This is a genomic window from Amycolatopsis sp. NPDC051903, from assembly GCF_044452505.1.
Lineage (GTDB): Bacteria > Actinomycetota > Actinomycetes > Mycobacteriales > Pseudonocardiaceae > Amycolatopsis.
The window spans coordinates 204957-223326 of record NZ_JBITBT010000010.1; the positions used below are offsets into that span (position 1 = coordinate 204957).

15 protein-coding genes are annotated in these 18370 nt (G+C 72.2%); 7 read left to right on the forward strand and 8 right to left on the reverse strand.

Translation table 11 applies throughout. The features are described 5' to 3' along the window. Positions 1–10 precede the first annotated feature (10 nt). Complete coding sequence (locus ACIA77_RS23250; RefSeq protein ID WP_395888030.1) at positions 11–553, forward strand: GNAT family N-acetyltransferase; 543 nt, start codon at positions 11–13, stop codon at positions 551–553. On the opposite strand, the gene ACIA77_RS23255 is transcribed toward ACIA77_RS23250, so the two are convergent. Beyond that, a complete protein-coding gene (locus tag ACIA77_RS23255; protein WP_395888031.1) occupies positions 511–1287 on the reverse strand; it encodes an SDR family NAD(P)-dependent oxidoreductase in 777 nt (258 codons plus the stop codon). The two genes, ACIA77_RS23250 and ACIA77_RS23255, sit on opposite strands and share 43 nt — an antisense overlap. 249 nt (positions 1288–1536) lie before the next feature. Then, complete coding sequence (locus ACIA77_RS23260; RefSeq protein WP_395888032.1) at positions 1537–2457, reverse strand: glycine/sarcosine/betaine reductase selenoprotein B family protein; 921 nt, start codon at positions 2455–2457, stop codon at positions 1537–1539. Positions 2458–2597: 140 nt separating this feature from the next. Between ACIA77_RS23260 and ACIA77_RS23265 the strand changes: the two genes are divergently transcribed. The 3 genes from ACIA77_RS23265 (at position 2598) to ACIA77_RS23275 (ending at position 6272) form a co-directional block, all read left to right on the forward strand. Next, on the forward strand, positions 2598–3254 hold the full coding sequence (locus ACIA77_RS23265) for a GntR family transcriptional regulator (protein ID WP_395888033.1): 657 nt from the start codon (positions 2598–2600) through the stop codon (positions 3252–3254). 172 nt (positions 3255–3426) lie between these two features. Then, the gene (locus ACIA77_RS23270) at positions 3427–3777 is read left to right on the forward strand and encodes a VOC family protein (protein ID WP_395888034.1); all 351 of its coding nucleotides are present in this window, start codon (positions 3427–3429) and stop codon (positions 3775–3777) included. Positions 3778–3881: 104 nt separating this feature from the next. Next, positions 3882–6272: an ATP-binding cassette domain-containing protein gene (locus ACIA77_RS23275; RefSeq protein WP_395888035.1), complete on the forward strand. Its 2391-nt coding sequence runs from the start codon at positions 3882–3884 to the stop codon at positions 6270–6272. On the opposite strand, the gene ACIA77_RS23280 is transcribed toward ACIA77_RS23275, so the two are convergent. Further along, positions 6257–6724 (reverse strand): DNA topology modulation protein FlaR, encoded by a 468-nt coding sequence (locus ACIA77_RS23280; protein ID WP_395888036.1) that lies wholly within the window; start codon positions 6722–6724, stop codon positions 6257–6259. The two genes, ACIA77_RS23275 and ACIA77_RS23280, sit on opposite strands and share 16 nt — an antisense overlap. Before the next feature lie 9 nt (positions 6725–6733). Next, positions 6734–7621, reverse strand: coding sequence for an RNA polymerase sigma factor SigJ (sigJ, locus tag ACIA77_RS23285; protein WP_395888037.1), 888 nt, complete (start codon positions 7619–7621; stop codon positions 6734–6736). A gap of 396 nt (positions 7622–8017) precedes the next feature. On the opposite strand from sigJ, the gene ACIA77_RS23290 reads away from it, so the two are divergent. Continuing rightward, positions 8018–8866 (forward strand): GH25 family lysozyme, encoded by an 849-nt coding sequence (locus ACIA77_RS23290; protein ID WP_395888038.1) that lies wholly within the window; start codon positions 8018–8020, stop codon positions 8864–8866. A 545-nt stretch (positions 8867–9411) separates the two neighbouring features. After that, on the forward strand, positions 9412–10485 hold the full coding sequence (locus tag ACIA77_RS23295; RefSeq protein WP_395888039.1) for a winged helix DNA-binding domain-containing protein: 1074 nt from the start codon (positions 9412–9414) through the stop codon (positions 10483–10485). 404 nt (positions 10486–10889) lie between these two features. Here ACIA77_RS23295 and ACIA77_RS23300 read toward each other — a convergent pair whose 3' ends face one another. The 4 genes from ACIA77_RS23300 to ACIA77_RS23315 all read right to left on the reverse strand — a co-directional run bounded on the left by ACIA77_RS23300 (position 10890) and on the right by ACIA77_RS23315 (position 17750). Beyond that, positions 10890–11585, reverse strand: coding sequence for an ArsR/SmtB family transcription factor (locus tag ACIA77_RS23300; RefSeq protein WP_395888040.1), 696 nt, complete (start codon positions 11583–11585; stop codon positions 10890–10892). Between the two features lie 1095 nt (positions 11586–12680). After that, a complete protein-coding gene (locus ACIA77_RS23305) occupies positions 12681–14168 on the reverse strand; it encodes a metallophosphoesterase (RefSeq protein WP_395888041.1) in 1488 nt (495 codons plus the stop codon). 157 nt (positions 14169–14325) lie between these two features. Next, positions 14326–15573, reverse strand: coding sequence for a dihydrolipoamide acetyltransferase family protein (locus tag ACIA77_RS23310; RefSeq protein WP_395888042.1), 1248 nt, complete (start codon positions 15571–15573; stop codon positions 14326–14328). A gap of 14 nt (positions 15574–15587) precedes the next feature. After that, positions 15588–17750, reverse strand: coding sequence for a thiamine pyrophosphate-dependent enzyme (locus ACIA77_RS23315; RefSeq protein WP_395888043.1), 2163 nt, complete (start codon positions 17748–17750; stop codon positions 15588–15590). Positions 17751–17865: 115 nt separating this feature from the next. Here ACIA77_RS23315 and ACIA77_RS23320 point away from each other — a divergent pair, with 115 nt between their 5' ends. Next, positions 17866–18369, forward strand: a complete 504-nt coding sequence (locus tag ACIA77_RS23320) for a VOC family protein (protein WP_395888044.1) — start codon at positions 17866–17868, stop codon at positions 18367–18369. Position 18370: the final 1 nt, after the last annotated feature.

Consider the following 18370-nt stretch of genomic DNA (forward strand, 5'->3'; position numbering starts at 1 on the left):
AGTGGGCGAGGTGACGATCTTGGTGCGCAAGGCCGGCCCCGCCGACCGGCCGGCGGTGCTGGCGCTGCTCGACGGTGCGCGAGGGCTCGGTCTGTCTCCCGCGGAGCGTGCGGCGCAGGGTTTCGTGCAGGGCAGCTTCGACGAGGAGAAGCTCGCGCGGTTCGAAACCACCACCGGCGTCTACCTCGCCGAAGACGACGGCAGCGAGCTAGCCGGCGTCGCGTTGACGTCGCCGGCGGAGGGCGCCGACGGAGGGCCGCCCCGGCTGACGATCGAGACCGCGCGTGCCGCGGGCCTGACCGACGGCGTGTTCCTGTACGGACCGGTCGCGGTCGACCCGGCGCACCGGGGGCAGGGCGTGGTGCGGCGGCTGCTCGCGGGCGTGGCCGAGCACCTCGCCGGGTACGAAGCCGGGGTGCTGTTCGTCGAGCGGGCCAACGAGAAATCGCTGGCCGTGCACACGCACCTCGGCATGACGCTCCTCGGCGACTACACCGTCGCCGGGCGCGCCTACGCCGTGTTCTCGTTCGACCCGGCGTCGTTCCGCTCCTGACGGTCGCGCAGCCACTGCTCGAACTCCGCGGCGACGATGCGCTCGTCGTGCACCCCGGCCGCTGCGGGCGAAGCCAGCCAGACGATCGGCGGCCCCATCACCGCCGGGTCCAGGAACGTGTGCTGCTCCGGGACGTTCGGCAGCATCCCCGTCACGGTCGCGCCGCCGGGCAGCAGCAGGTTCACCGTGACGCCGGTGCCACGCAGGTCGGCGGCCATCACGCGCGACAGCGCCTCACTCCCGGCGCGCGACGGGCCGTAGGGCACGAAGCCGGCGCGGGTCATCGTCGACTCGTTCACCGCGACGTTCACGATCCGGCCGCCGCCGGCCGCGAGCAGGCGCGGCGTGACTTCGCGCGCGACGAGGAAGTAGCCGGTGAGGTTGGTGTCGACCACCGCGCGGAACCCTTCGGCGGGCACTTCCCAGAAGCCCCGCGGGTGCGTCATGAACTCCGGGTTGACCGTGCGCATGCCGAGCCCCGCGTTGTTCACGAGCAGGTCGAGCCCGCCCCACCGCGCCCACACCTCGTCGACGGCGCGCGCCACCGACGTCTCGTCCCGCACGTCGAGTGCCACGCCGACCGCACCGGGCAATTCGGCGGCGACCGCCCGCGCACGCTCCCCCGACCGGCCCGTCACGGCGACTCGCGCGCCGGCTCCGGCCAAGGCGGTGGCCATCGCCAGCCCGAGCCCGCTCGTCGCCCCGGTCACCAGCACCCTCGTCGTCAGCTCCATCCCGGTGACGCTAGGAGCTGGAGCGCGCTCCACGTCAAGCCGGCCGCAGGTACGCGTCGAGCGCCGCGATGCCGGCGACGGCCCGGCGGCTGCGGCGTGCTCACGGCCACCACCGCCGGTGCGAACGCCGCGCACCGGCGGGACGCGGTTCACCGGCCCCTCCTTCCCGGAGCGGGCGCACCCCGCTCGGCGGTCCGCGCGGGCGGGGCCCCGGTTCTCCTCCGGCTCGCGCAGTCCGAAGTGGACCGATCAGCAGGCGCAGCGGATGGTGAACTCCTTCTCCTGGCCCGCCAGCGTGGTCACGTGCGCGTTCAGGTTCGCCAGCACACTCCCCCGGATCTCGTTGTCCACCCGGTACAGATCGGTCACGAGTGCTTCCCACCCGCGGTTCCCGTCGGCGGCCCACCGGAACGACAGCCGCGGCAGCGACCACGGCTCCGCCGGGTCGACGCGGGCGCCGGTTTCGAGCGCGGCGCGCACGATCGCCCGTTGCTGGTCGCTCTCCCGGGGCCGGCCACCGGGGCAACCGAGCGGGAAGTCGAGGAACGTGGCCCGCGGAGCCTTCACGGCTTCGGCCGGGCGGCGCAGCGTGGTGATGCTCGTGGTCGCCAGGCCGCGGCGCTCGATCGCCCGCGCGAGCACCCCGCCGGCGACGTGGCACTGCGGGCAGAACGGCACGACCAGCACGAGGTCGACGCCCATCGCGGTGAACTCGTCGACGATCTTCGGCGCCGTTTCCATGGCCAGCTCGTCGTACTGCGAGATCGACCCGACCATCGACACCGCGCGGTCGGCGTAGCGGCCGATCACCCCGTCGCGCTCGAGGTCGAGCATCGTGTCGCGCGGGTAGGCGACGTTCGGGTCGGCCAGCGCGAACGCCCGGATCGGCGTCAGGTGCGCGAAGAGCACCTCGGTCAGGTCGCGCTCGCGCGGCAGCAGCCGGTAGGACAGGTCGCCGCGCTGCCGCAGCCGCGGCTGGTCCGGGTAGTAGGCGCCGCAGGTGACGAGCAGCCCGACGGTCGCCTCGGCCAGCGGCTTCGCCAGCGGCGTCAGCTCCGACGCGTTGAACGTCGGCACGCTCAGCGGCGGGATGCCGAGCACCGGGCCCGCCACGTTCGCGTCGAAGTCGTACGCCGGTCCGGTGCTCGCGAGCTCCGCCTGGACGGTCATGGCCGATCCCCTTCCTGTCGGGTCGTTCAAGATCAGCCTAACCTCAGATATTCGAATATTTGCTGATTGCTCGAAAATATCGCCGATCGGCGGCACGTGAAGCTGCTCACCCGGTGCTCGAACATCTGTAGAATGAGGCCGTGGCCGAGAAGGAGACCCGCAACGAACGGGTGTACGCGGGCATCCGGGCGGAGATCCTCACCGGCCTGCGCAAACCGGGCGAGCCACTGCGCACCGCCGAACTGTGCAAGACCTTCGAATGCAGCGTCGGCGTCGCGCGCGAGAGCCTGCTGCGCCTGGCCGAGCGCGACCTCGTGGAGGAACGCCCGATGCAGGGCTTCCGCGTCGTCTCGCTCTCGACCGCGGACCTCGACGACCTCACCGAGGCGCGCCTGGAGATCGAAACCCTGGCGCTGCGCTACTCCGTGCGCCAGGGCGACGCGGCGTGGGAGGCGCGTCTGGTCGGCGCCCACCACCTGCTGTCGGTCACCCCGCGGCAGGAAGAAGGCGGCGCCCAGCCCTACAGCGCGGCCTGGGGCAAGGCGCACGGCGCGTTCCACACCGCCCTGATCGACGGCTGCCGCAACCGCCACCTGCTCGCCGTCGCGCTGCGGCTGCGCGACAAGGGCGAGCTGTACCGCCGCTGGTCGGTCGCGGCGCCGCAGCCCGGGCGCGACGTGCCGGCCGAGCACCGCGGACTGCTCGACGCCGTGCTCGCCCGCGACGCCGATCTGGCGGCCGCACGCCTCACCGCGCACCTCGAAGCCACCCACCAGGTGCTCGCGCGGGGCCTCTGACGCGAGCGTCCACTGTGGCCGGTGCACGCACCGGCCGCACCCGAGCGCGCACCGTCGGCGCCAACCGAGCAGGAATCGAGAAGCGCCCGCACGCCCGTCGCCGTTAGCGTCGAAGACGTCGAACCGCCGGACCGCACCAGGCGCCCGGCACCCGCAGATCCCAGGAGTGACCATGTCCGCCACGCAGGGCATCAAGACCGTGCTGCACCCCGTTTCCGACCTGGCCAAGGCCAAGGAGGTCTACACCGCGCTGCTGGGCCTCGCGCCGCAGGCCGACAGCGAGTATTACGTCGGTTTCGACACCGCCGGCCAGCACATCGGGCTCGTGCCCAACGGCGGCCCGCAGGGGATGACCTCGCCGGTCGCCTACTGGCACGTCGACGACATCGAGGCGAAGCTCGCCGAGGTGAGCGCCGCGGGCGCCGTGGTGAAGGACGCGCCGAAGGACGTCGGCGGCGGCCGCCTCGTCGCCACCGTCACCGACCCCGACGGCAACGTCCTCGGGCTGCTCCAGGACCGCTGAGTCACCCGCGAACGCCACGATCACCGGCGCCGACCTGGTTGAATCGAGCCAGGTGACGCCGGTGGGGGCGGCACGCGGCACCCACCCGAGGAGAGGGAGACCCGATGACCAAGGCCACGGCGAAGGCCCAGCCCTCGTCCGCGCCGAACGGCGCCGACAGCCACGACGTGATCCGCGTGCACGGCGCGCGCGTGAACAACCTCAAGGACGTCAGCGTCGAGCTCCCGAAACGCCGTCTGTCGGTGTTCACCGGCGTCTCCGGCTCGGGCAAGAGCTCCCTGGTCTTCGGCACCATCGCCGCGGAGTCGCAGCGGCTGATCAACGAGACCTACAGCGCGTTCGTGCAGGGCTTCATGCCGACGCTGGCCCGGCCCGACGTCGACGTGCTGGAAGGCCTGACCACGGCGATCATCGTGGACCAGGAGCGGATGGGCGCCGACCCGCGCTCCACCGTCGGCACCGCGACGGACGCGAACGCCATGCTGCGCATCCTGTTCAGCCGCCTCGGCAAGCCGCACATCGGCTCACCGCAGGCGTTTTCGTTCAACGTCGCCTCGATCAGCGGCGCGGGCGCGGTCACCGTCGAACGGGCCGGGCGCACGATCAAGGAGCGCCGCAGCTTCAGCATCACCGGCGGCATGTGCCCGCGCTGCGAGGGCCGCGGCAAGGTCAACGACATCGACCTGACCGCGCTGTACGACGAGAACAAGTCGCTCAACGAGGGTGCGATCACCATCCCCGGCTACAGCATGGAGGGCTGGTACGGGCGCATCTTCCGCGGCAGCGGGTTCTTCGACCCGGACAAGCCGATCAAGAAGTTCACGAAGAAGCAGTTCGACGACCTGGTGTACAAGGAACCGACGAAGATCAAGGTCGAGGGCATCAACCTCACCTACTCGGGTCTCGTGCCCGCGATCCAGAAGTCCTTCCTGTCCAAGGACGTCGACTCGATGCAGCCGCACATCCGCGCCTTCGTCGAACGCGCCGTCACCTTCACGACGTGTCCCGAGTGCGCCGGCACGCGCCTGTCCGCGGAGGCGCGGTCGTCGAAGATCGACGGCAAGTCGATCGCCGACGTGTGCGCGATGCAGATCAGCGACCTCGCCGAGTGGGTCAGCGGGTTGACGGAACCGTCGGTCGCTCCCCTGCTGGGCTCCCTGCGGCACACGCTCGACTCGTTCGTCGAGATCGGGCTCGGGTACCTCTCGCTCGACCGGCCGGCGGGCACGCTGTCGGGCGGCGAGGCGCAGCGCACCAAGATGATCCGCCACCTCGGGTCGTCGCTCACCGACGTGACCTACGTGTTCGACGAGCCGAGCATCGGCCTGCACCCGCACGACATCCAGCGCATGAACGGCCTGCTGCGGCAGCTGCGCGACAAGGGCAACACCGTGCTCGTGGTCGAGCACAAGCCGGAGACGATCGCGATCGCCGACCACGTCGTGGACCTCGGGCCCGACGCCGGGAGCGGCGGTGGCAAGGTGGTGTTCGAGGGCAGCGTCGAAGACCTGCGCAAGTCCGGCACCCGCACGGGACGGCACCTGGACGACCGGGCGAAGCTCAAGCCGTCGGTGCGCACGCCCTCGGGGGCGCTCGAGGTCCGCGGCGCCGACCTGCACAACCTGCGCGACGTGGACGTCGACATCCCGCTGGGGGTGCTCGTGGTCGTCACCGGCGTCGCCGGGTCGGGCAAGAGCTCGCTGATCCACGGCTCCGTGGCCGGGCGCGAGGGCGTGGTGTCGATCGACCAGGGCGCGATCCGCGGGTCGCGGCGCAGCAACCCCGCGACGTACACGGGGCTGCTGGAGCCGATCCGCAAAGCCTTCGCCAAGGCCAACGGCGTGAAGCCTGCGCTGTTCAGCGCCAACTCCGAGGGCGCGTGCCCGAATTGCAACGGCGCCGGCGTCGTCTACACCGACCTGGGCATGATGGCCGGGGTCGCGACGACGTGCGAGGTGTGCGAGGGCAAGCGGTTCATGGCCGAGGTGCTCGACTACCACCTCGGCGGGCGCGACATCAGCGAGGTGCTCGCGATGTCGGTGGCCGGGGCGGAGGACTTCTTCGGCGACGGGGAGGCGAAGATCCCCGCAGCGCACAAGATCCTGCAGCGGCTCGCCGACGTCGGGCTCGGCTACCTCACCCTGGGCCAGCCGCTGACCACGCTGTCGGGCGGTGAGCGGCAGCGGATCAAGCTGGCGACGAACGTGGGCACCGACGGCGGCGTGTACGTGCTCGACGAGCCGACCGCCGGGCTGCACCTCGCCGACGTCGAGCAGCTGCTCGGCCTGCTCGACCGGCTGGTCGACGCCGGCAAGTCGGTGATCGTGATCGAGCACCACCAGGCCGTGATGGCCCACGCCGACTGGATCGTCGACCTCGGTCCCGGCGCCGGGCACGACGGCGGGAAGGTCGTGTTCGAGGGCACGCCGGCCGACCTCATCGCCAAGCGCGCGACGCTGACCGGCGAGCACCTCGCGGACTACGTGGGTGCCTGAGCGGCCAGGAACTCCTCGGCCGCCCGGGGGTTCGTGATGCGGTACCGGCGGGCCCGCGGGGCGTGCCGCTCGATCGCGGCTTCGACGACGGGCAGCGCGCGGCGGCGGTAGGTGACGAGCCAGCGCCAGAAGGCGAGGTTCTCGCGCGAGCGCCGCAGCGCGCGCCCGGCGCAGCGCCACAGCGGGAAGTCCAGCAGCACCACGGTGTCGGCGGCCCGCAGGCGGGGTTCGAGGGCGTCGTACGGGCCGAGGTCACCGTCGAGGACCCACCGCGGCTCGAGCACCAGGTCCTGCTGGACCTCGAACCAGCGTTCGGGCGGCAGCGGCGTCAGGTCCGGAGCCCAGAACAGCGTGTCGAGCTCGACGACGGGCAGGTCCAAGGCCGCCCCGAGCCGCCGCGCGAACGTCGACTTGCCCGAGCCACCGCGGCCCAGGACGACGACGCGCCGCATCGGCCCGGCTCAGGCGCCCGGCACGGCGGCCGAGAGCTTGGTGGGGTTGAGCATCCACAAGACCTGGTCGATGCCCTCGTCCGACACCGTGAAGCTGATGACGCCGTAGACGTCGCCCGCGCGCTTGAGCACCGCGGCGATCGAGCCGTTGACCGGCGTCTGGATGATCTCGGCGTCGGTCCAGAAGTGATCCTTGTACGCGCGGATGACCTTGGCGAGCTGCACGGCGCCGTGGATCGGCCTGCGCGCGGCGCGGGCGAGGCCGTTGCTGTCGGAGTAGCTCACCACGTCCTCCGCGAAGAGCTTCTCCAACGTGGACAGATCACCGGCTTGCGCGGCAGCCAGAAAAGCGCTCATCAGCTTGCGCTGCTCGTCTTCGCTCACCGGCTTGCGGCGCTCCGCGGAGAGGTGCTTGCGCGCGCGGCTCACGTACTGGCGCGCCGTGACCTCCGAAGTCTGGATGATCTCGGCGATCTGGGCGTACGGGTAGTCGAACGCCTCGCGCAGCACGTACGCGGCGCGCTCGGTCGGCGTGAGCTTCTCCAGCAACAGCAGCACGGCGACCTCCAGCGCGGCCGCGCGTTCGGCGCCGAGCTGCGGATCGGCCGACGTGTCGATCGGCTCGGGCAGCCACGGGCCGAGGTACGTCTCGCGCCGGGCGTACGCGGTGCGCGTGGCGTTGATGGCCAGGCGGGTGGTCGTGGTCGCGAGGTAGGCGGCGGGGTTCTCGACCACCGAGCGGTCGGCCTTCTGCCAGCGCAGCCACACCTCCTGCAGCACGTCCTCGGCGTCGGCCGCGCTACCGAGCATCCGGTACGCGATCCCGAACAGCCTTGGCCGCACCTGGGCGAAGACCTCGGCAGCGTCGTCCAGCGTGGCGCTCGCGGTCTCGTCCATGCTTCCTGCGGCCCTTCCGACGACGTTTGCGGCCCCGCCGGGGCGCGTGACTTCGCCAGCTTACGCCCGCTCGGGGAGTGCTCCGCCGTCCTCCGGGAGGGTGAACGTGACCGGTGATCACCGACACGCCGGCACGCCGGCGCAAGACGAGTTTTTCAGCGCTTTCCCCGCGTTCCCCGGCGAAATCCGCACCCCATTCTGGATCGTGTCCGTCCAGGATGAAGGCCGCTGGGCGCCGTCTTCCGAGGTGTCCCGTTCAGCGGGAGTCCGGCCGGGGCGCGGGCGTCCAGGTCCACTGTGGACCTCGCCCCGTTCGGGTGACGGATCGCTCGCGGGGTCCCCGCCCCGTAGGCACGATGATCATCGGACGTGCCCGTTGCCGAGATCGGAGCCGGAATGCGTGAACTGCCGGGGAACGAGCGTGGGGGCCAGTGGCGCAGGAGCGTTGTGCTCGCGGCCGCGGTGGTGGTGGCGTGGATTCTGCTCACGCCCGGGCCGGCCGGGGCGGCGGACTACTCGCGGGCCGCGGACAACTTCGCGGGGTCGCAGATCGCGGCGCACGAGGGGGTGCACGGCGGCCCGGGCCTGGCGCGGGTGGACGCCGGCCAGACGCTGGGCCACGACGTGAGCGGGCACCAGGGCGTCGTCGACTGGAAGGCCGCGGCCGGGGCGGGCGCGCGGTTCACCTACGTGAAGGCGACCGAGGGCACGGGGTTCGTGAACCCGCAGTTCCGCGGGCAGTACGACGGCGCGCACGCCGCGGGCCTCATCCGCGGCGCCTACCACTTCGCCCGCCCCGACGTGTCCACCGGCGCCCAGCAGGCCCAGTACTTCATCACCCACGGCGGCGACTGGCACCGCGACGGCACGACCCTGCCCGGCGCCCTCGACATCGAGTACAACCCCTACGGCGACCCCTGCTACGGCAAGAGCCCCGCCGACATGACGAACTGGATCGCCGACTTCACCCGCACCTACCTCGCCCACGAGGGGCGCAGCGCGCTCATCTACACGTCCACCACGTGGTGGAAGCTGTGCACCGGCAACACCAACCGGTTCGGCAACACGGACCCCCTGTGGCTCGCCCGCTACGCCCCGCAGATCGGCGAACTGCCCGCCGGGTGGGACAAGCAGAGCATCTGGCAGTTCTCCCGCGCCGGCGGGCTGCCGGGCGACCAGAACTACTACAACGGACCGCTGGGGCGCGTGCAGGCACTGGCGAAGGGCCCGTCACCGGCGGCGTGAGTGGCCGGTGCAGTGCGGTCACCCGGGAGTGGGTGCTCGCGCAGGGACCGTCGCCGGCGTGAAGGCGTTCAGCACGGCGGGGTGCAGGCGCTCGCGAACGGACCGCCAGCGGCGGCGTGAAGATGGCCAAGGCAGCCGGATGCAGGCCCTCGCGAACGGACCGCCGGCAGCGTGAAAGCGTGCAGCACGGCGGAGTGCAGGCGGTCGCGAAGAGACCGCCGGCAGCGTGAAAGCGTGCAGCACGGCGGAGTGCAGGCGGTCGCGAAGAGACCACCAGCGGCGACGTGAAGATGGCCAAGGCAACCAGGTGCAGGCGCTCGCGAAGAGACCACCAGCGGCGACGTGAAGGCGGTCCTGCTCGGGCGGTTCCGGGAACTCGTGCGGATCCACCTGCTGTGACGTGGCCGAGGCCGTTCAAGCGCGGCCAAGCGCCGGGAAAGGAGCTGTCCCCTGTCTCAAAGCGCCGTGCGGCCGGGTGCGAGCGCCCGCGAAAGGACCGTCGAAAGAGGTCAGGTTCTGGCCGCTGTGCCTGCGAAGATCGCTGCATGACCGTGCTGGACACCCGGTCGCTCAATCGTGCGACGCTCGCCCGTCAGTTGCTGCTGGACCGTGCCGACGGGACCGTGCTCGGGGCCGTCGGGCATCTGTGCGGGTTGCAGGCGCAGGAGCCGCAGGAGCCGTTCGTGGGGTTGTGGTCGCGGGTTCGGGCGTTCGATCCGGCGGAGCTGTCGGAGCTGCTCGTCGAGCGGCGGGTGGTCCGGACCCATCTCATGCGCCGCACCGTGCACCTGGTCACGGCCGAGGACGTGCTGGCCTGGCGGGCGCGGCACGACGCGATGCTGCGGCAGCGCGTGCTCGGCACCTACCGGCGTGAGCTCGACGGCGTGGACCTCGCCGAGCTGGCGGCGGCCGGGCACGCGGTGCTGGCCGACGGTGAGCCGCGGTCGATGCCGGAGCTCGCGCGGGCCGTGGCGGGTCGCTGGCCGGACGTTCCCGTCCGGGCGCTGGGCGAGATGCTGGTGGCGGCGCTCGTGCCCGTGGTGCAGCTGCCGCCGCGCGGGGTGTGGCGGGAGAAGGCGGGCGTGCGGTACCTGCCGGTGGCGCAGTGGCTGGGCCGTCCGGTGCCCGCGCGCCCGGACGACGTGGCCGGCGCGGAGCTGGTGCGGAGCTACCTCGCCGCGTACGGGCCCGCGACCGTGGCCGACCTGCGCGCGTGGTCCGGGCTCGCCGGGCTGCCCGCCGCCGTCGCCGCGGTGCGCGACGAGCTCGTCACCTTCCGGGACTCGCGCGGCCGCGAACTGCTCGACCTCCCGGACGCCCCACGACCCGACGCGGACACCCCCGCGCCGGTCCGGTTCCTCCCCGCGTTCGACAACGCCCTCCTCGGCTACCAGGACCGCACCCGCATCATCGACGACGAGCACCGCAACCTCTCCGTCGCGGGCGCCCGCGTGGTCCTCGTCGAGGGCCGCGTGACCGCGACCTGGACCCTCGCCGACGGCACAGTCACCGTGACCCCGCTGCGGCGGCTGACCCGGGCGGAACGTGCGCAGGTGGCTGCGGAAGGGCGGGCGGTGGCGGAATTCCTCTCTGTTCGAGGATGTTCGGTGGGCCGCTGACCCAGGCGGACACGGCCGCCCAAGGCAACACGGCGGCCGAACTCCTGACCGATCGCGCGTGCTCAACGGGCCGGCAACCCCGGCCGACACGACCACCCAAAGCAACACGATGGCCGAACTCCTGACCGATCGCGCGTGCTCAACGGGCCGGCAACCCGGCCGACACGACCACCCAAGGCCGCGGTGGAATCCCTGCCTGTTCGCGGGTGCTCAACGGGCTGCCGGCGCACGCGGACATGACCGCCCGAGGCCGCGGTGGAGTTCCAGTCGGTTCCGGGGGTGTTTGGTGGGCCGCCGGCCCCGGCGGAGGCGACCGGCGAAAGCCGGGCGGTGGCCGAGTTCCTGACTGTTCGCGGGAGGGTGGGATTGACCCGTGAACGCCGGACAGCGGGGCCGGCGGGTGCTCAGTTCGGGGCTGAGTCGAGGCCGAGCCGGTCAAGGTGGGCGAGGGCGGTGGGGGTGATGGTCAGCGCCCGGTCGAGCGGGCGGCGCCGCAGCCAGCCGTGGTCGAGCAGGCGGGCGGCGATGGCCGTGCCGAGCCGTCCGGCGAGGTGGGGTGTGCGCTCCGTCCAGTCGAGACAGCCGCGCGCGGCAGGGGCCGAGCCGGGCGGCAGGTCCGTGATGTCCAGTGCCTGCAACAGGGGATGGTCGAACGAGTGCACTGTGGACGATGCGCCTTCGCCCAGCTCGCCGACCACGCCGCCGTCGACGAGGGTCCGCGTGAGCACGACGGCCAGCCGCCCGCCGAGGTGGCTGTAGCACAGCCGCGCGGCCCTCAGCCGGCTCGCGGTGCGCGCGTCGCGCAGCGACTCCACCGGCAGCAGCGGCGACACGGCCGCCAGGGCCTCCAGCACCGCCGCCACCTCGGGCGACGCCAGCGCGTGCAGCCGCGTGCGCCCTTCGGTGACCGCCGTGACGAGCCCGGCGCGCACCAGGCGCCCCAGGTGCGCGCTCGCCGTCGACGGCACCACGCCCGCGACGTCCGCGAGCTCCCGCGCGGTGTGCCGGCGGCCGTCCATCATCCGCAGCAGCATCGCGGCGCGCGCCGGTTCGCCGATCGCGCGGGCCGTCGCCGCGAGGTTGTAGTCACCGGTCGCCACGGTGCGAGGGTAGCCCGCCGAAGGTTCGTCACCGGGCGAACTGTCGCCGGTACCAGTACCACCGGACGATGGTGGACGGCCCGTCGGTGGCCGGACGCTGAGTCCATGGCGCACACACCTGAGCAGACCACTCGCCCCCGACGCTCCCGCCGCATCGCCGGGGTCGTCACGGGGGCCGTCGCGATCGCGGGGATCGCCGCGGCAGTCGTCTGGCGCGGTTCGGCCGCCGGCACCCCGCAGCCGCAACCCCGACCGGCCGCATTCGTGTCCACTGAGGACAGCCCCACCCCGACGACCGGACCCCGCCAACAGCCGGCGACTGCCACGGCGGCACCGCCACCGAACCCGGCGACGACCGCGACATCCGCCCGGACCCCACCACACCCGCGCCGGCCACCTACACCCCACCGACCTACCCCACCCACCGCGAACCGGGCGACGACCGCGGCCACCACCCCGAACCCGGCGACGACCACGGCGGCGACAGCGGCCACGGCGGCCACTGACCCGACGGGCTCCGCGAGGCACCCAAGCGCCAGCAGGCACCGCCGCAGCGAACCGGTCGCGGAAACCGCCGCCGTCACCGCGAACCGGCTCATGGGACGGCTCGCGGTGGCACCCCGGACCTCTGTTCGGCTACCGACAGCCGACGCACGTCGGTACGCCGGGCCGCAGCGACAGCCACCGCATCCGGTGCCGGCCATTACGGGCCACGCCAGCCAGACCGCGCCGGCGAAGGCCGCATCACGACGAGCCGCTGGGCCGACGCCGGATCAACGCCGCCTGCACAAGGCCGGCCGACACCGAAACACCGAGCCGTTCCAGGCCACTGCGCCGGACAGCGCCTCATCACCACCAGCCGCCCCACCGACCACGCGAGCCCGTGCCGAACCTCCGACGTCCGCGCAAACCTGGCACACTCAGCCACCGCAAAAACTGAGCCGCACCAGACCGCTCGGCCGGGCGGCGCCCGAACACCGCGCGCCGCCCGGTCGAATCGCGTCAGCCAGCACTACCAACGGCAGGCGGGTGCCACGCGATCCACAAAGGACACTGCTACCACCCGATCCCAGGCAGCAGCACCAGGACGCAACCTCAGTGGTGCCCCTTCTTCAACCCCGTCAAGTCGCGCTTCACGACCGTGTTCCGGTCCCCCACCGTGTTGCCGAAGGCGAACTGCGGCCAGTAGCCCATGATTTCCTGGCGGCTGCGTTCGCTCCACTCGCGGGCGAGGGCACTGCGCGACTTGGAGAAGTTCAGCGCGTAGCCGTGCGTGTGCAGCCGCAGGATGGAGAAGCCGCCGGGGTATTCCTTGGCGGCCGCGATTTCCTGCAGGGTGACGCCGGGGGCCGCGGGTGAGGTGGTGCGGTGGTTGCGGTGCGTGTGGCCCGCGTGGTGGAGGAAGACGCCCGGGGTCTGGGCGTACCAGGACAGGATCTGGGCGGCCTGGCCGGCGTCCACGGAGTTGCTCGCGGTGATCGGGAACGCCGAGTCCTGCACGACGAGCGGGTGGTGGCCGAACACGAGCGTCGGCTGGTCGCGGTGGGCCTTGAGGTCGGCGCGGAACCAGTCGAGCTGCTCGGGCGAGAGCGCGCCGGCGTCGCCGCCGTTGCCGGGTTTGTCGTAGGTGTCGAGGCCGATCACGTGCAGGCCCGAGAGGTCCCGCGAGAAGTACGTGCGCTCGGTGTGCGCGAAGTACGCGTCGTGGAAGCAGTCGTTGCCCTGCCACTGCCCGACGCGGCACGTGGAGTACGCGTCGCCGATGTGGGCGCGGTCGTGGTTGCCGCGGGTGACGAAGTAGTCCTCCTGGTAGCGGCCGAAGCCCGAGAGCAGCCGGCCGGCGCGGCTGAGGTCCGTCGGCACCGCCTCGGCGGAGATGTCGCCCGCCGCGAGCAGGTAGCGCGGGTCGAAGCGCTTCACGTCCTGCACCAGCGACTCCAGCATCACCTCGGGGTACGGCGGGAGGCCGGGCACCTGGGAGATCCCGATGTACTGCGGCTGCCCGCCGACGAGCCCCGCCTGCGTCTCGCCCATGTGCAGGTCGTTGCACAGCACCAGGGAGAACAGGTGGCTGCCCTGCGGCGGCTGCGGCGTGGTGAACTCGAACGGTCCCGTCGTGCCGAGGCCGCGGTCGGTCGTCCCGACGGCGTTGCCGGCGATGAGGGTGAACGCGGTCGGAGCGGCGAGCGTCCCGTTGGACCGCGCCTGGTAGTAGTAGGTCTGGCCGGGTTCGAGGTCGTGCAGTTCGACGTAGTGGTAGGGCGTGTGGCCCGAGGTGTCGTGCGCGACGCGGTTGAGCCGGCTCGGGTGCGTGCCGTAGTGCACCTCGCCGTCGGACGCCGCGGGCACCATGCGCCCGAGCCCGTCGTCGGTGCCGGCGTGGCCGGTGTACCAGGTGATCACGGCGCGGTCCTCCGCGAGCGTCACGAGCTCGAGGTTGACCGGGGTGACCGGTCCCGTGCCGGATGAATCGGTCGCGGCCAGGGCGCGGGCGGGGTCGAGCAGGGTCGTCGAACCCGCCGCGGCGGCCGCGTACGCGGTCCAGCGCAGCAGGTCCCGGCGGGTGAAATCGCAAGCAGGCATGCGGCGCAAGCTAAGTGGGCGCGTTGAACGCCGCGCCGACCCCGCGCGAAGGGAAAGTGTCGGCACTCGGAAGTCCGCGACGCGACGAGCGGCCGATCTTCCGTTCGGCGCAGCCCGGTTCCGCCCGGGGGAACAGCCGGGCGGAACCGGGGCCGCGTCAGGCGACGAGCCGCAGGGGCCGCTCGAGCGCCTCGACCAACGCGGCCATCCACTGCGCCGCGAGGGCCCCGTCGACGGCCCGGTGGTCGACCGAGAGCACCAGCGACAGCTGCGTCGCCACGGTCAGCTCGCCGTCGACCACGGCGGGACCGGGTTTTCCGGCGCCCACGGCCAGGATCGCGGCGTGCGGCGGGTTGATGATGGCGGTGAAGTCGTCGACGCCGTACATGCCGAGGTTGCTCACCGCGATCGTGCCGCCCTCGAGGTCACGCTGGTTCAGCCTGCCCTCGCCCGCCTGCGCCGCGAACGCCTTGACCTGCGCGGAAACCCCGCTCGGGGACAGCTTTTCGACCCCGCGCAGCACCGGCGTGACCAGGCCCTTCTCCGACGCGATGGCGACACCCACGTCGACCGAGTCGTACTTGCGCAGCGCGTCGTCGGTCCAGATGACGTTCGCGTCGGGCACGTCGGTGTGCGCGACGGCCACCGCCCGGATGATCAGGTCGTTCACGGAGATCCGCGCCGGCGACACCTCGTTGAGCTGCTCGCGCAGCGCCAGCAGCGCGTCGATCCGCGCGCTGCGGCGCACGGTGAAGTGCGGCACCGTCTGCTTGCTCGTCGTCAGCCGGCTCGCGATCGCCCGGCGGATCCGGCTGTGCGGGAGCTCCGTGTACGACGCGCCGCCCTCCGGTTCCCGACGCGCCGGTGCCGGTTCGGGAACCACCGGCGCGGGCGCCGGAGCCACGGGCACCGGCGTGCCCGCGCGGGCGATCGCGGCCTCGACGTCCTTGCGCACGATCCGCCCGTTGGGCCCGGTTCCCGTCACCTCCGCCAGCCCGATTCCGGCTTCCTTCAACAGTTTCCGGGCCAGCGGGCTCGCGAAGATCCGCGGTGCGGACCCGCTCGGCCCAGCTCCGTTCGACCCGGGCGCAGCGGCCACCGGTTCGGGTTCAGCCGCCTGGGGCGCCGGCCCGCCCAGCTCGGCCAGCAGCGCGCTCACGTCCTCCCCCGCGGCCCCGAGCACGGCGATCGGCGAGCCGACCTCCACCGTCGCGCCGCGGCCGACCAGCTGCCGCAGCACGATCGCGCCCGCTTCGGCCTCGACCTCAACGGCCGCCTTGTCCGTCTCGAGCACGGCGAGCGCCGTGCCGGCGTCGAACGCCTCGTTCTCGGGCACCAGCCACTCGCTCAGCACGGCCTCGGTCGACCCCGTGGCGACTTCGGGCACCCGCAACAGCGTTGCCATCGTTGGAACTCCCGTCAGTCGGTGACGCGCCGCAGCGCTTCGGCCACTTCCTCGGTCCGCGCGATCGCCGCGCGTTCGAGGACCTTGCTGATGCTGGGCGACGCCTCTCCGCCGGTGACGCGCTCGATCGGCGCGTCGAGCCAGTCGAAGAGACGGCGCTGGATCTCGTCGGCGAGCCGGCCGCCGTAGGACGTGCCGAGCGCGCCCTGCTCCACGATCAGCACCCGGTTGGTCTTGCGGACACTGGTTTCGATCGTGTCCCAGTCGAGGCTCGCGCGGTCGAGCCAGCGCAGGTCGATCAGGTCGGCGCTGACGCCGGTCTCGTCGAGCGCCTCCAGGCAGTGCCCGACCATCGACAGGTAGCTGATCACCGTGAGGTCGTCGCCGGTGCGGCGCACCGCGGCCTTGCCGACGGGCAGCCGGTAGTCGAAGTCGTCGACGGGCGCGGTGCCGGTGGACGCGTAGAGGTCCACGTGCTCGAGCACCACCACCGGGTCGTCGCACGCCAGGGCGGTGTTCATCAGGCCCACGTAGTCGAACGGGTTCGACGGCGCCACGACCCGCAGCCCGGGCGCGGTCGTGAGGACGCCCGCCGGGTCCATCGAGTGCTGCGAACCGTACCCGGTGCCCGCGGCGAGCTTGCTGCGCAGCACGAACGGCACGCTCCCGTGGCCGCCGAACATGTGCCGTGCCTTGGCGACCTGGTTGAACAGCTGGTCGGCCGCGACCCACATGAAGTCGGCGTACATGAACTCGACGATCGGGCGCGCCCGGCCGTCGATCGCCATGCCGCCCGCGAGGCCGGTGAACGCGTTCTCGCTGATCGGCGTGCCCAGCACCCGCTCGGGCACCTTCTCGATCGCCTTCCTGGTGGCGCCGTTGGTGCCGCCCTTGAGCCGGTCGACGTCCTCGCCGAGCACGACCACGCGCTCGTCGGTCTCGAGCCGGCGGGCGAGCACGTCGCTGACGACGTCGATGAACCGCCGCTCCTTCAGCTCCCCGGAGAAGGTGGCGGCCTCTTCGTAGCGGCTGCCGGCCAGTTCGGACAGATCACCGCGCACGCCGACGTCGACGAACGCCGGGTCGGGCCAGGCCGATTGCCGGATGCGCTGCTTGCCGTCCGGCCCGGCTTCGAGGAAGCTCTCGCCGATCTCGTGCAGCGTGCGGGTGATCTCCTCGTCGAACGCCTTGAGCCGGTCGTCGTCGACGAGGCCGCGGCGCACGGCGTGAGCCCGCAGCAGGTCGATCGGGTCGCGGTCGCGCCAGGACTGCTCCTCGTCCTTCGTGCGGTAGCCGAAGGCGCTGCCCGGGTACGGGCCGTTCTGGTGGAAGTAGCGGTAGAGGTCCGCCTCGACGATCGTGGGCCCGCCGCCCGCGCGCATGTGCGCCACGGCTTCGGTCATGGCCAGGTGCACGGCGAGTGGATCCATCCCGTCGACGCGCCAGCTCGGGATGGTGAAGCCGAGGCCGCGCGCGGACAGCCGCGGTTCGGCCGTCGCTGTGCCGACGGGCGTGGACACCGCGTACTGGTTGTTCTCGATGAAGAAGCAGAGCGGCAGCTTCCACGCGGCCGCGAGGTTGAACGTCTCCAGCACCGAGCCGATGTTCACCGCGCCGTCGCCGAAGTACGTGACCGTGACCGCGTCCGTGCCGGCGTGGCGCTGGTTCCAGGCGAACCCGGCCGCTTGCGGCACCCCGCCACCGACGATCGCGTTGGTCCCCATCGCGCCGGCCTCGCGCCACTGCAGGTGCATCGACCCGCCGCGGCCGTTGCCGTAGCCCTCGGCCAGGCCGCAGATCTCGGCGAGCGTGCGGCGCAGCACGGTGCGCACCTCGTCGCCCAGTGCCGGCAGGCCCGTCGACTCCGGCGCGACGTGGCCGAAGGCCTTCGCCAGGAACTGGTGGTGGCCGCGGTGCGAGCCGTTGACGTAGTCGTCGCTGCGCAGCGACACGATCGAGCCGACGGCGCCACCCTCCTGCCCGATGCTCGAGTGTGCCGGGCCGTGCACGAGGCCGCGGGCGGCGAGGTCCAGCACGTACTCCTCGAACGACCGGATCCACTGGGCCTGCCCGAGCAGGCGCAGCAACAGGTCGGGGTCGGCTTCGTCCCAGTCCTCCGGCGTGGCGCGCAGCTGGATCCAGGGCGCGCCGGCGACCAGTGACTCATGAGTGGCCATCAGGGCTCCTCGTCCGGTTTCGTCAATAAATGGATCCATTGCCAAGGTCTTGACGCAGACTATGCCGTGAAGTAGCTATGAAAAGCAAGAGAATGGATCCATTGGAGGTGTGCTCATGCCGATCCCCGGCGTGACGGGCGTGGACCACTTCGGCATCACGGTGCCGGACCTGGCCCAAGCCCACGAGTTCTTCACCGACGTGCTGGGCTGCGAGTACCTGTACCGGCTCGGGCCGTTCCGCCACGACGAGGGCAGCTGGATGAGCGAGCACCTCGACGTCGCCGACCGGACCGTGATGCGCCAGCTGCACTTCTACCGCCTCGGCGGCAAGGCGATCTTCGAGGTGTTCGAGTACCAGGCCGAGGACCAGAACCCCGAGCCGCCGCGCAACTCCGACGTCGGCGGGCACCACATCGCCCTGTACGTGGCCGACCTCGACGCGGCCGTCGCCGATCTCCGTGAACGCGGCCTGCGCGTGCTCGGTGAGCCGACCGCCAGCCGCGGCGCCAGCGAAGGCCAGCGGTGGGTGTACTTCCTGTCGCCGTGGGGCCTGCAGTGTGAGCTAGTGTCCTATCCGAACGGCAAGGCCTTCGACCACAACCCGCGGGCCTTCGACTGAG